Raw genomic sequence first — 12,762 nt, forward strand, 5'->3', positions numbered from 1 at the left:
TTCCGGTGGTTGAGGAGGGGCCCGGTTCCGGTGGTTGAGGAGGGGACCGGTTCCGGTGGTTGAGGAGGGCCGTCAAGGCCCGTCTCGAAACCACCTCTGGCAGCCGGAGGTTGAGGTGTGAGGCGCGCCAGCGCCGAGCCTCGAAACCCCTGGAGATGCGCAGGGCGGTGACCAGGATCAGGCGAAGTGCTTGAGCGCCTCGCGCCGCGACAGGCCCGACATCCGGTCTCCCCAGGCGGCGACGTGCTCGCGGACCCAGTCGGGGTCGGTGCGGGCGTGCTCGCGCAGCGCCCAGCCGATCGCCTTGCGCAGCCAGAACGACGGGTCGTCGAGGTTGGCCTCCACCACGTCGGCCAGCAGCGCGGTGTCGGTGTCCTCGCGGTGCCGGAGCTGGGCCAGCACGGCCGTACGCCGCAACCACAGGTCGTCGTCGACCGCCCAGCCGCGGACCACCGGGGTGGTCGCCGGCCGGTGGCCGCGGAGCACGCCACCGACGAGGTGGCTGGCCACGACGTCGACGTGGTCCCACCACGCCCCGGTCACGACCAGGTGCCGGTGCAGTGGCAGCACGTCGGGGTCCTGCCACGGCCGGGCCACCCGGTGCCGCGCCAGGGCGATTGCGGCGTACCGCTCCTCCCGGTGGGTCGCGCCGTCCCACGTCTCGCGCACGTCGCGCTCCCAGGTCGCCCGGTCCCCGGGCGCGTACGCCGCCAGGTGCGGCCGGAGCAGCCGCTTGAGCTCCGGTGAGGACACCCCGTGGAACGGCATCTCCGAGCGCATGTAGGCCCGCTGCGCCTCGGCCCGCTCCGGGTCGCCGGCGGTCTCCAGGTCCGCCCGGATCGCCGCCAGCAGGGGAGGGGTGCCCATGCCTGGGGATCGTAGGCGGCCGTGTCGGACGGCGTGGCTAGAGTGCGCGGGTGCCCGAGCCCGACCCCCGCGTCCGTGAGCTGCTCGGCCACGCCGTCGAGGCGCTCGGCGGGCAGGAGCGCGAGGGCCAGGTCGCGATGGCGCAGGCGGTCGCCGAGGCGATGGACGACGGCCGTCACCTGCTCGTCCAGGCCGGCACCGGCACCGGCAAGTCGCTGGCCTACCTGGTCCCGAGCCTTCTCCACGGTGACCGGGTCGTGGTCGCCACCGCGACCCTCGCGCTCCAGCACCAGCTGGTCGAGCGCGACATCCCGCGCCTGGTCGAGGCGGTCGGCGAGCAGGGCGTCGACACGTCGTACGCCGTGCTGAAGGGCCGGTCCAACTACGCCTGCCTCCACCGGATCCGCGAGGGCGTGCCCGACGACCAGGGCACCCTCGTCGACGTGCCCGAGGGGTCGATGGCCAGCAAGGTCCTCGAGCTCCGGGCGTGGGCCGAGAAGGAGGCCGACGACGGCGGCAGCGGCGAGCGCGACCGGGCGCCCCGCCACACCGACCGCGAGTGGCGGCAGGTCAGCGTCGGCCATCGCGACTGCCTCGGGGCGAGCCGGTGCCCGTTCGGGCAGGAGTGCTTCGTCGAGGTGGCGCGCGAGGAGGCCCACCGCAGCCACCTGGTCGTGACCAACCACTCGCTGCTGGCGATCGACGCGATCGAGGGGGTGCCGATGATCCCCGACTACGACGTGGTGGTGATCGACGAGGCCCACGAGGTGGTCGCCCGGGTCACCCAGGCGGCGACCGACGAGCTCGCCCCGTCCGACGTCGACCGCGCGGCCCGGCGCTCCCAGAAGCACGTCGACACGGAGTCGTCCGGGTCGGCGGCCGACGACCTCGCCGACGCCGGCGACGCGCTGGCGACGGCGATCGCCGAGACCGAGGCCGGGCGGCTCGACCAGGTCCCCGAGGCGCTGTCCGACGCGCTGGTGCTGGTCCGCGACGCGGCCCGCGCCTGCCTGTCGGCGTACCCACGCGAGAGCGAGAAGGAGGAGGGCGACGCCGGTCGCCAGCAGGCCCGCGGCTCGGTGCAGGAGATCTTCACGACGGCCGAGCGGATGGCCGCGCAGGTCGAGTCCGACGTGCTGTGGCTCTCCGAGCCCACCGATCGGATTCCCGCGCGGCTCCACGTGGCGCCCCTGCAGGTGTGGGGGCCGATGCGCGACAAGCTGCTGTCGGACAAGACGGTGGTGTTCACCAGTGCGACGCTGCGGCTCGGCGGTGACTTCTCGGCGATCGCCACCTCGCTCGGGCTGAAGCCTGCCGAGGAGGGCGCCGAGCCCGACGATGCCGGCGACTCGGTGGTGCCGTGGCGCGGCCTCGACGTGGGGTCGCCGTTCGACTACGGGAAGCAGGCGATCCTCTACCTGGCCCGCCACCTGCCGCCGCCCGGCCGCGACGGCCTGGGCGCGGCCCAGCTCGACGAGATCGTCGACCTGGTCGACGCCGCCGAGGGGCGGACGCTGGGCTTGTTCTCGAGCCGGCGGGCGGCGGAGGCGGCTGCCGCGGTGGTGCGCGAGCGGCTGCCCCACCTGACGACGCTCGCCCAGGGCGAGGCCCAGCTGCCCGAGCTGGCCCGGCAGTTCGTCGGCGACCCCCACACCTGCCTCTTCGGCACGCTCAGCCTCTGGCAGGGGCTCGACGTGCCCGGCGATACCTGCCAGCTGGTGATCATCGACCGGATCCCGTTCCCCCGCCCCGACGACCCCCTGATGTCGGCGCGCGCCCGGGCGGCCGACCGCGAGGGCCGCAACGGCTTCATGGAGGTCTCGGCCACGCACGCCGCGCTGCTGCTCGCCCAGGGCACCGGCCGGCTGATCCGCACCACCACCGACCAAGGGGTCGTGGCCGTGCTCGACCCGCGGCTGGCCACCGCTCGCTACGGCGGCTTCCTGCGGGCGAGCCTGCCGCCGATGTGGCAGACCACCGACCCCGCCGTGGTCCGGCAGGCGCTGGCCCGGCTCGCCGCCGGGTGACCGCTACACAGGCGGCTGCAACGAGGTGCTGTAGTTCGTCACCAAGTCGTCGCCGCGCGGAATCCCGCTGCACGCGTACGGACGGTTCTTCCAGCACGTCATCTGTCGGTTGGCGTTCACGACCACGAGCTCGACGTCGCTCACATCGTCGGTGGAGAAGGGTACGGTCGCGCTGACCTCTTCCCCCGTCGGCTGGAGCTCAGCCGTCGTCACCGTGCCGTCGGCCTGATGCACCAGAAGGCGGACCGACTGCGCCGTCGCGGGCGGCAGGGTGGCAGAGACCGTGAGGGTCCAGCCGGGTTCCGCGAGCTCGACGGGCACGAACCCCACCGTCCCCGAGGCGAGATGGTCCACGGTCACCGCATCCCCCACCGGCTCAGAGGTCGCGGATATGGGGTGCGTTCGGATCCGCGCCGCCGGGATCGGGAAGGGGGGGTCGGCCTCATAGGCCCCACCCTCCTCGTAGTTGAGAGCCGGGTCTCGGTTGACGGCGGCGAAGTCCCCGAACGCCTCCGTGAAGTTCGTTTCGCGGTCGTTGAGTGCGGCGTTGATGGCTTGGGTGGAGTAGAGGTTCGCGGCCCCGCGGCGGCCGCTCGCACCGCGCCAGGCTTCTAGGACGAACCGGGGCAACGTTCCCAGTTCCTGGGGCCAGCGCTCTGTCAGGTAGCGGAACCAGATCCAGTTCCCGTAGTGGCCGTAGCCATCCCCTCCGAACGTGTCGAACCGGTCGAGTGCGACCCGAGGTGAACCCAGCTGTCCGGCCAAGAGGTACTGCCGGTTGTCGTCCACCGAGTCGTAGATCTCATCCTCAACCCATGCGGCGGTCGCCTCCATGAACCAACCGTCCTCGAAGGCGTCGTAGGCGTACTGGACGGCATGGAAGTACTCGTGAGCCAGCGTGACCTTCCGGTTCTCCAGCGCCGTGATCTCCGGGGTCGCAAACCTTGCGTAGTCGTCGTCTACGACGCAGTACGCCCATCGATTGGACGTGCCGCTAGGCGCCTGACGCTGGTCGCTCGCGCAATAGCCGTAGTAGCCGTCCTCGTCGATATTGGCGAGGTAGACGTCGACCTTGCCCCTGCGCCCGCCGCGCCGACCATCGGAGTCGGGTCGCCGGTAGCCGGAGTTCACAAAGGTGCTGTGAACGGCACGAGTGATCTGAAGTGTCTGCTCGACGGCGTCGCGGATTCCGTCGCCGTCGGAATCCCGACGCGGCGGCGCGTCGGCTGTTCGGCGCACGTAGTGGACACAGATCGCTCCGCCGCACACGGGCTTCGCCTCTCGCCTGCGGTACCCGTCGCCGAAGGGGTCGGAGGCGCCGTCGGTCGGTCGAGCCAGCAGAGCGTCAGCCCGCCGGCGCTGCTGCGCAGAAAGGTCAGGCCGTGCCCGCAGGAGCTCGTTGAGCACCATGGTGGCGTCGAGTCCCCCATCGGCCAGCAACTCCTGGGCCTCAGCAGGAGGGCGCTCCTCGAAGAGCTCCTCGGCCTCCTCGAGGACCTCGGTGGCCTCCTCCGCCGTGGTCGTGTCGGGCGGCGTCGGGGCTGAGACGTCCGGGTCGTCGGCCTGGGCGCCGGTCGGGCCGAGCAGGGACAACGTGAGCGCACCGGCGGCGAGCGCGGTGAGCAGGCGGGGACGCATCAGGTGGGAGTTCCTTGTCCGGGAAGGCGAAGACCGGCAAACCCTAACCCGTCTAGCCCACCCTCGTCCGGCGATTCACGAAGCAGGCGTTTGCCGATGGCCGGTGGTTGAGGAGGGCGCTCTGCGCCCGTCTCGAAACCACCTGTGCCAGCGTCGCGTCAGACCCGCCGCAGCACCGCCGTCACCTTGCCGAGGATCGTGGCGTGGGTGCCGTCGATCGGGTCGTAGGCGTCGTTGTGGGGGAGCAGCCAGACCTGGCCGGCCTTCCGCTGGAACGTCTTGACCGTGGCCTCGCCGTCGATCATCGCGGCCACGATCTCGCCGTTGTCGGCCGTCGGCTGCTGGCGGATCACGACGTAGTCACCGTCGCAGATCGCCGCGTCGACCATCGAGTCGCCCTTGACCTCGAGCAGGAACAGCTGGCCGTCGCCGACGAGCTGCTTGGGCAGCGGGAAGACGTCCTCCACCCGCTCCTCGGCCAGGATCGGACCTCCGGCCGCGATCCGGCCGACGACCGGCACGTAGGACGCCGCCGGCATCGCGTCGCCGACGCCCGTCTCGTCGTACGCCGTCTCCTCCGCCCCGCCGATCGAGCGCCGGGCCGCCATCACCTCGGGCAGGAACACCTCGAGCGCCCGCGGGCGCTTCGGGTCGCGCTTGAGGAAGCCCTTCTCCTCCAGCGTCTTGAGCTGGTGGGCGACGCTGCTGGAGCTGGTCAGCCCGACCGCCTCGCCGATCTCGCGCATGCTGGGCGGGTAGCCGCGCTTCTCGATGGAGTCCTTGATCGTCGCGAGCACCTTCTGCTGGCGCGGCGTCAGCCCGGTCGCGTCCGGGGGACCGTCGGGCAGCTCGGCGAGCTTCTTCTTCGGCATGGCTGCAGGGTCCCACCACGGCCCCGGGATTTCAAACACCTGTTCGAACAGCGTGTCGGCCTCCCTCGTCGGCGTCGGAGAAATCCGTTCGAACAGGTTCTTGACTCGATTCGAACACGTGCTCTAACGTCGTACACGTGTTCGATCGAACACCTGCTCGATCCACTGGTTGTCAGTGGTCTCCGTCAGGCTCCGATCGACAGCACAGACCACCAGGCTGACCGCCACTTCCCCAGGAGGTCCCGATGAGCACGATGACCCTCTCGCCCACCCCGACGCTCCGGCTCCGCTCGCCGCAGGTGCGGCTGACGCGACGCGGCCGGCTGGTGGTGCTCGCCGGTGCGCTGCTGCTGGTGCTGGCCCTGGGTGTGCTCTGGGGCGGCGGCTCGGTCGCGACCGAGCAGCCGGGCACCCCCGAGGCCACGCTCGTGGTCCAGGTCGCGCCCGGCGACACGCTCTACGACATCGCCGCCCGCGTCACCACCGACGGCGACGTCGCCGCGATGGTCGAGCAGATCGAGGACCTCAACCGGCTCGACACCTCCGTGGTCTACGCCGGCCAGAAGCTCCGGGTGCCGGTCGAGTCCTGACCGACCACCCGAGACCACAACTGAATAGCTCCCATCGGCCGCCGCTGCCTCGACCCCAGCGGCTGCCGATGGTGGTTCCTGAGGAGGTCGCGCAGCGACCGTCTCGAAGGGGCCGGGGAAGACGAGGGGTGAGCCACACGCTGGCTCACCCCTCGCGGCTTTGTGCCCCGGATCCGTGCCACCTGGTGACCCGGATCCGGGGCACAACGGGTTGTCCACAAGCGAGCTCGTCGGCAGTGGCGGCCGGACCCGATGCGGCCGACGCTGCGCACGTGGAACTGTGCGACGTGATCGAGCTCCAGTCCGGCGTGGTCGCGCGTCGGCAGGCGCTGGCCGCTGGTCTGCAGCCGCACGACGTCCGACGGCTGCTCCGCCGACGACAGTGGGCGACGGTCCACCACGGCGTCTACGTCGACCACACCGGGCCGCTCACGTGGCTGCAGCGCGCCTGGGCTGCCGTACTCGCGCTCGAACCCGCCGCGCTGAGCCACCGGTCCGCGATCCGAGTGGTGGACGGTCCCGGCCGTCGTGGACCCGGCGACCCAGCGATCCACGTCGCGGTCGATCGGTGCCGCACGGTCGAGCCACCGTCCGGAGTGGTCCGCCACTACCTCGGTCGGCTGGATCAGCGGGTGATCTGGAATGCGTCGCCACCGCGTGTGGCCATCGAGCATGCCGTCCTCGACGTCGCGTCCTCGGCAACCAGCGACTTCGCAGCGATCGCCGAGATAGCCAACGCCGTGCAGGCGCGTCGTACGACGGCGGCTCGGGTTCAGGAGGCACTAGGCCACCGCGAACGGATCGCCCGACGGGAGTTCCTCGAGGGGGTGCTCGCTGATGTCGCTGCCGGAACCTGCTCGGTGCTCGAGCACGGCTATCTGCAGCGAGTCGAGCGAGCACACGGACTGCGCGCGCCGCGCGACAGGTCAGAGCATCGAGTCGTGGCGCGATCCTCCGTGACGTCGACTACCGCGCGCACGGCGTCGTCGTCGAGCTGGACGGGAGGCTGTTCCACGACACCGCCCGCGCACGCGACCTGGACCTCGATCGCGACCTCGACGCCGCCCTCGCTTCCCGGCTGACCGTGCGGCTGGGCTGGGGGCAGGTCTTCGACCGACCCTGCGCCACGGCTCCTCGCATCGGGGCGCTGCTGCAGTTGCGGGGATGGGGTGGTGCGCCGATCCGATGCCCGAGCTGCGCAACTGACCCTGTGCCCCGGATCGAGGTCAGCGGGTGACTCGCGCACGGGGCACAAGCCTCAGTGCCGCGAGCGGTGACCACCCACGGGGCGCGGGGGTTCGGCCTCCTGCTGCTTCGGGCCGGAGGGGGAGGTGATGCCGAGCGTGCGGAGCAGCCGGGCCACCAGCATCAGGCCCACGAACAGGCAGGCGACGGCGCCGAGGGAGGCAAGGCCGAGGTAGGTCCAGGCGCCGGAGGTGCCGTTGCGGGCCTGGATCCCGAAGTCGATCGAGGCCTTGACCAGGTAGCCCCACGCCCCGACGGCGAGGGTGATGCCGACGGCGAGCAGGAGAGCGGTCGGTCGGAACGATGCCTTCTTCTTCGGTCCGACCCGCTTCCCCTGCGCCACGGGGGACATTGTGTCCGATCGGGCCACGCCGCGTGGGAGGACTCGGCGACGGCCCGGACTTCACCGGTAGAGATCGGCGAGGGTCTTGTGCTGCGGGAGCTTGAGGAACTTCTTGTACTCGGCGTTGCGTACTCCCAGGTCCTTGGTGAGCGCCTCGACCCGCTTGATCTCGTTGCGGTAGCTGTCGGCCGCGGCCTTCATGTCGGGGTGGTACTGAGCGATGTTGGGATCCGAGTGCCCTTGCGTCATCGTGGCGGACGCGCCGTAGGCCTGGCACTCGTAGGTCATCATCGCCGCGTAGTCCCCCGGCGGCTTGTTGCCGTGGCTGCGGAACTGCTTGATGTGCTCGGCCTCGTGGTGGAGGACGACGTGGAGCGCGGCGGCGTCGGTCCCCAGGCCCTTGCTCACGAAGATCTGCGTCGCGGAGTTGGTCCAGGCCTGGAACGTGCTCTTCCGGATCCCCGCCGACGGTGCCTTGCCGAGGTCCTCGATGGTGACCGCCGGTGTCCCGATGGCGGCGGCGAAGCTGGCCTGCCAGATGCTCCGCGCGGCCGCCACGTGGGCGGGTGGCTTGGCCGGCGGAGGTGGCCCGCCCTGCTTGCTCTGCGGCGCCTCGGCGACGCGGGTGCCCTGCGCGACCGCGCGGTCGCCGTACTCGAGGACCTTCTCGGCGGTGGTGACGTCGTTCACGGCGGGGGAGGAGTCGGGGACGGCGCGGTGGCCTCGGAGTGCTCGTGGTCGCAGCAGCAGCACGGACGCACGAGCAGCTGGGCCGCGATCGCCCCCTTGGTCTCGTCGCCGTCGCCGATCACCTGGTTGACCAGGGCGGCCTGCGCGGCGAGCGCCGCCTCCTTGGCGACCTCGGCCTCCCGCCGCTCGACCTCGAGCTGCTGGAGCTGCTCGGCGTACCCGTCGAGTGCGGCGCCGTTGCCGAGGAGCGCCTCGACGATGACGCCCTCGGTGCGCATCACCCGCCGGTCGACCTTGAGCAGCACCCCCGGCACCGTGTAGGACCGGTCGCGCTCGTCGGTGTACGTCGCCGTCAGCTCGGTGTCGAAGCGCCGGTAGACGTCGCCCGGCGTCACCTCGACCTCGTCGACCACGTCGACCGGGATCCCGTCGCGGTCCCGGACCGCCGAGAGCTGCTCGAGGACGATGCTCCGCACCGAGTCGCGGTGCTGCGCTGCGACGACCTCCTCCAGCAGGCCGTCGAGCCCGGAGATCGGGACCTCCCGCCGCGACGTGCCGCTCCCGTCGAAGAAGCCGATCCGGACGTCGGTGAGGTGGATCAGGGTGACGAACTCCTGGTTCATCTGCCGGAACACGAAGTTGAGGGTGCGCGAGAGGTTGATGTTCTCGATCTGGCGCTCGGTCGCCAGCTCCTCGCCCTCCTTGTCGGTCACCTCGTAGCTGGTGTTGACCTCCACCTCCCGCTTGGCCGAGGCCCGCGAGGAGTGCTTCTCGGTGGCGTTGGAGACGTTCTTGACCGACTCCTCGCGCGCGGCGTTCGAGGAGCCCTTGACGCCGGCCTTCGCGCTGGCGCTGCCGAACCCCCAGCTCGCGCTGCCCTCGACGTCGGCGTAGTACTCCTTGGTCTGCTGGAAGGACTGCTGGTCCGACTGCTCGCTCATCAGCGACTTCTCGAGGTCGGTGGCGCTCTCCTGGGTGAGCGAGTCGAGGACGCTGGAGGCCTCCTTGCGGGTGCTCTCGCGCTGCCGGAAGGTCTTGACGCTGATCTTGGTGCCCTCGCCGGGCAGCAGGGTGAAGGTCTTGACGATCCGCCCCGCCCCGTAGTCGCCGAGGAACGACGTCATCCGCAGCGTCTCCACCAGGAACAGCCGCGGGTCCGGCTCGGGCGGCACCGGTACGGTCGTGATCCGCGGGGTGCCGAACAGGTCGACGTACTTCACGACGTGGTAGCCCTGCGCCACCTGGTCGGCGATGCCGTCGAGCACGTCGGGCGCCAGCGGTGGTGCCGGGTCGGGGACGCCGGGCTCGACGGTCCCGGCGGGCCGCATCATCGCCGAGACCGGCATGCTGGCCAGCTCGGGCCGCCGCGAGCTGCCGGTCCGCAGGTACGCCGCCACCTCGGCGCGGACCTGGTCGGTGGACTGGCTCTCCAACGGGGTGCCCGGCGCCGTACGCCGCATCTGGCGTGCGCCGTCGGCGAACACCTCGTCGGCGAAGGCGAGCTCGATGAAGTTCTTGCCCTCGTAGCTGGTCGGCTCGGGGATGTCGTAGCGGACGACCGGCGCGGTGCCGCCCTCCTCGAGCTGGATGAGCGGGTCGGCCATGGTCTCCCCCTGTCGGGCCGGACCTGCCCACGCTACTCCCGCGCGCGTCGCCGCGACAGGGCCTCAGACCAACCCGTGCTCGAAGGCGAACGCCGTCGCCGCCGTCCGCGACCCGACGTCGAGCTTGGTGAAGATGTTGGACAGGTGCCGGGCCACCGTCTTCTCGCTGAGCACCAGGTCGGCCGCGATCTGGGCGTTGCTCCGCCCGGTCGCGACCAGCCGCAGCACCTCGACCTCCCGGGCGGTCAGGTCGCCGGGTGGCGAGGTGGGCGCGAGCAGCCGGTCCACCCGGTCGGCGGCGGGCCGCGCGCCGAGCTGCCGGAACGCCGTCCGCGCCGCCTCGAGCTCCCGCCTCGCCGACGCCTCGTCGCCGAGCGCGGCGAGGGCCCGACCCATCAGCATCCGGGTCCGCGCCCGCTCGTACGGCGCCTCGACCCGGGTCCAGAGCTGCTGGGCCTTGCGCAGGTAGGGCAGCGACCCGGCCGCGTCTCCCGACTCGAGCTCGACGGCGCCCGCGGCGTCGGCCGCCGCGGCGTCCAGCGCCTCGCACCCGAAGCCGGCGGCGAGCTCCGCGAGCTCGACGGAGAGCTCGCGGGCCCGGTCGACCTGCCCGGCCGCGAGCAGCACCTCGACCGACGCCGGGAGCAGCCGGCAGCGCTGGACCGGCCCCGCGGGCTCCCCCAGCAGCCGCTCGACCACCGCGAGGGCGGCCGACCCCTGACCCCGGTCCTGCCAGAGCAGCGCGAGGCCCGGCTGCGGGTCGAGGCCGTGGTCGGCCGCCCGCTGGTACGCCGCGTCGGCGCCGGCGTGGTCGCCCTGCACCCGCAGCACCTCGCCGGCTTCGTACGCCGCCAGCCCGACCGCGTCGGGCGCACCGACCTCTCGGTAGCGCCGGGTCGCCAGCTCCAGCTCCTCCAGCGCCCGACCCCACTCGCCGTGCAGCCGCAGCAGCTGGCCGCGGTGCACCGCGCACTGACCGGTGAATGCGAGCAGGCCCGGCTGCGCCCGGCACCACCGGTCGAGCGCCGCGGTCCACTCCGCCATCCGGCCGAAGTCGCTGATCTCCTGGCACCCCTCGATCGCCGTGCAGTAGACGTGGCCGGCGACGACCGGCTGGGTCTCGCCCGCGACCACGCGCACCATCGCCTCGTCGAGCAGCGCCTGGCCCTCGGCGATCCGGCCGGCGTACAGCGCCATCCGACCCTGCGAGCAGAGGCCGAGCGCGGTGAGGTCGGGGTCGCCGTGGCGCTGCCCGCTCGCGGCCGCTTCGTCGGCGCACGCGGACGCCGCGGTGAGGTCGCCGGTGCCGAGCGCCCGGAACATCCGCAGGAAGGCGACCCAGCCGCACTCGACCGCGTCGTCGAGCCCGGCCACCAGGCCCTCCGCGCGCGACGTCCAGCCGGCCGCCATCGCCGGCTCGCCGTGCGTTGCGCTGATCATCGACAGGCGGAAGGCGCTGGTGACCGCCCCCCGGAGGTCGCCGCCCGCCTCGCTCGCGGTGAAGGCCCGCTGCAGGGCGGCCACCGCGGTGTCGTGGTGGCCGACCAGCTCGGACGCGACGGCGAAGTCGTCCAGCTCCGGGATCGGGAGCGACTCGAGCGCGACCGACGACCAGGCGTCGTACGCCGTCGTCCAGTCGCCGCGCGCGAACGCACTCCGCGCCTCGTCGAGTCCCACCGTGTCCATCGCGGGACACCTCCCCGGCTTCCGAGGGTACGGCGCTCAGGCGGCCGCCGGCACCTGCTCGGTCCGCGGGGCCCGCTCGGCGATCCGGTCGGCGACGTACCCCGCGTCCCGGCCCGCGCCGGTGACCAGCATCGAGCTGAAGGAGTACTGGAAGCTGAGTCCGCAGAAGTACAGCCCGGGGGCGTCGGCGACGACCCCGCGCTCCTCCCGTGGCCAGCCGTTCTCCCCGAAGACCGGCAGCCTGATCCAGTCGAAGACCTGGCGGAACCCGGTCGCCCAGACCACGGTCGCCACCTCACGTGGCGTGCCGTCGACGACCGGGAGCCCGTCGCGGACCTCCTCGACCCGCGAGGTGACCCGCTCGACGCCGCGGGCGTCCAGGTCGGCCCGCTTGACCCGCAGCATCGGGCCGCCGTGGAACCGGACCTCGTCCATCTCCTTGCGCCCCATCGGCGTGCGCCGGGTGAGCAGGTGGCGCCAGACGAAGAGCAGGATCGGGAAGATCACGTGCATCGCGCGGCTCTCGAGCCGCGGCGGGATCTGGCCGCAGTCGCGGCCGGCCAGGATCGTGGGCCGGGTCTCGGCGGCCTCGTAGGCGATGTCGCTCCCGGAGTGGCTGGCGCCGACGACGAGCACCGGCCCGTCGCGGAGCTGGCCGGGTCGGCGGTACTCGCTGGAGTGCAGCTGCAGGATCGACGGGTCGAGCTCGTCGGCGACCGCCGGGACGTGCGGCGTACGGCCGAAGGTGCCGGTGGCCACCACCACGTTGTCGCACACCCGGGTGCCGCGGTCGGTGGTCACCCGGTAGCCCTCGCCGTCCCGCTCGAGCCGCTGCACCCGGATGCGGAGCTGGACCGGCAGTTGGAACGTCTCGGCGTAGGACTCCAGGTAGTCGGCGACGTCGTCCTTGCCGGGGTAGGTCCACTTCCTCGCCGGGAACGGCAGCCCGGGCAGGCTGTCGTACTGGGCGGGGGAGTAGAGCTTCAGCGAGTCCCACTGCCGGCGCCAGTTGTCGCCGACCCGGGGATGGGCGTCGAGGATCACGAACGGGCGTCCGCGACGCTGCAGGTGGTATCCGGTCGCCAGGCCGGCCTGGCCGGCGCCGATGATGACGGTCTCGATGTGGGTGTCCATGCCTGCCGACGCTAGGTACGGCGGGCGTCCGGGCGCGTCGGGCGGACGACTCATCCGGTCACGGCG

The 12,762-nt window shown here is 72.2% G+C and carries 11 protein-coding genes; 3 read left to right on the forward strand and 8 right to left on the reverse strand.

Annotated features, from left to right (window positions below):
• Positions 1 to 177: 177 nt before the first annotated feature.
• Positions 178 to 867, reverse strand: a complete 690-nt coding sequence (locus ACQ1X7_RS02910; protein WP_432476646.1) for a DNA alkylation repair protein — start codon at positions 865 to 867, stop codon at positions 178 to 180.
• A 50-nt stretch (positions 868 to 917) separates the two neighbouring features.
• On the opposite strand from ACQ1X7_RS02910, the gene ACQ1X7_RS02915 reads away from it, so the two are divergent.
• On the forward strand, positions 918 to 2,894 hold the full coding sequence (locus ACQ1X7_RS02915; RefSeq protein WP_432476647.1) for an ATP-dependent DNA helicase: 1,977 nt from the start codon (positions 918 to 920) through the stop codon (positions 2,892 to 2,894).
• A 3-nt stretch (positions 2,895 to 2,897) separates the two neighbouring features.
• Here ACQ1X7_RS02915 and ACQ1X7_RS02920 read toward each other — a convergent pair whose 3' ends face one another.
• Together ACQ1X7_RS02920 and lexA are read right to left on the reverse strand one after the other, a co-directional pair.
• Positions 2,898 to 4,532, reverse strand: coding sequence for an MXAN_6640 family putative metalloprotease (locus ACQ1X7_RS02920; RefSeq protein ID WP_432476648.1), 1,635 nt, complete (start codon positions 4,530 to 4,532; stop codon positions 2,898 to 2,900).
• Between the two features lie 158 nt (positions 4,533 to 4,690).
• Entirely contained in the window at positions 4,691 to 5,404 is a 714-nt protein-coding gene (lexA, locus tag ACQ1X7_RS02925; protein ID WP_432476649.1) for a transcriptional repressor LexA, read from the reverse strand.
• A 245-nt stretch (positions 5,405 to 5,649) separates the two neighbouring features.
• Between lexA and ACQ1X7_RS02930 the strand changes: the two genes are divergently transcribed.
• Both ACQ1X7_RS02930 and ACQ1X7_RS02935 read left to right on the forward strand, forming a co-directional pair.
• Positions 5,650 to 5,994, forward strand: coding sequence for a LysM peptidoglycan-binding domain-containing protein (locus ACQ1X7_RS02930; protein ID WP_432476650.1), 345 nt, complete (start codon positions 5,650 to 5,652; stop codon positions 5,992 to 5,994).
• A gap of 272 nt (positions 5,995 to 6,266) precedes the next feature.
• Positions 6,267 to 7,076 carry a type IV toxin-antitoxin system AbiEi family antitoxin domain-containing protein gene (locus ACQ1X7_RS02935; RefSeq protein WP_432476651.1) on the forward strand — a complete coding sequence of 270 codons (810 nt, stop codon included), beginning with the start codon at positions 6,267 to 6,269 and terminating at the stop codon, positions 7,074 to 7,076.
• A 176-nt stretch (positions 7,077 to 7,252) separates the two neighbouring features.
• Here the strand turns inward: ACQ1X7_RS02935 and ACQ1X7_RS02940 are convergent, their stop codons facing one another.
• The 5 genes from ACQ1X7_RS02940 to ACQ1X7_RS02960 form a co-directional block, all read right to left on the reverse strand.
• Entirely contained in the window at positions 7,253 to 7,582 is a 330-nt protein-coding gene (locus ACQ1X7_RS02940) for a hypothetical protein (RefSeq protein ID WP_432476652.1), read from the reverse strand.
• A gap of 60 nt (positions 7,583 to 7,642) precedes the next feature.
• On the reverse strand, positions 7,643 to 8,272 hold the full coding sequence (locus tag ACQ1X7_RS02945; protein ID WP_432476653.1) for a hypothetical protein: 630 nt from the start codon (positions 8,270 to 8,272) through the stop codon (positions 7,643 to 7,645).
• Positions 8,269 to 9,876 (reverse strand): hypothetical protein, encoded by a 1,608-nt coding sequence (locus ACQ1X7_RS02950; RefSeq protein WP_432476654.1) that lies wholly within the window; start codon positions 9,874 to 9,876, stop codon positions 8,269 to 8,271. Before ACQ1X7_RS02950 ends, ACQ1X7_RS02945 begins: the two co-directional genes overlap by 4 nt.
• Before the next feature lie 63 nt (positions 9,877 to 9,939).
• A complete protein-coding gene (locus ACQ1X7_RS02955; protein ID WP_432476655.1) occupies positions 9,940 to 11,562 on the reverse strand; it encodes a LuxR C-terminal-related transcriptional regulator in 1,623 nt (540 codons plus the stop codon).
• A gap of 36 nt (positions 11,563 to 11,598) precedes the next feature.
• A complete protein-coding gene (locus tag ACQ1X7_RS02960; RefSeq protein WP_432476656.1) occupies positions 11,599 to 12,696 on the reverse strand; it encodes a flavin-containing monooxygenase in 1,098 nt (365 codons plus the stop codon).
• Positions 12,697 to 12,762: the final 66 nt, after the last annotated feature.

Source organism: Nocardioides sp. GXQ0305, assembly GCF_050880345.1.
Lineage (GTDB): Bacteria > Actinomycetota > Actinomycetes > Propionibacteriales > Nocardioidaceae > Nocardioides.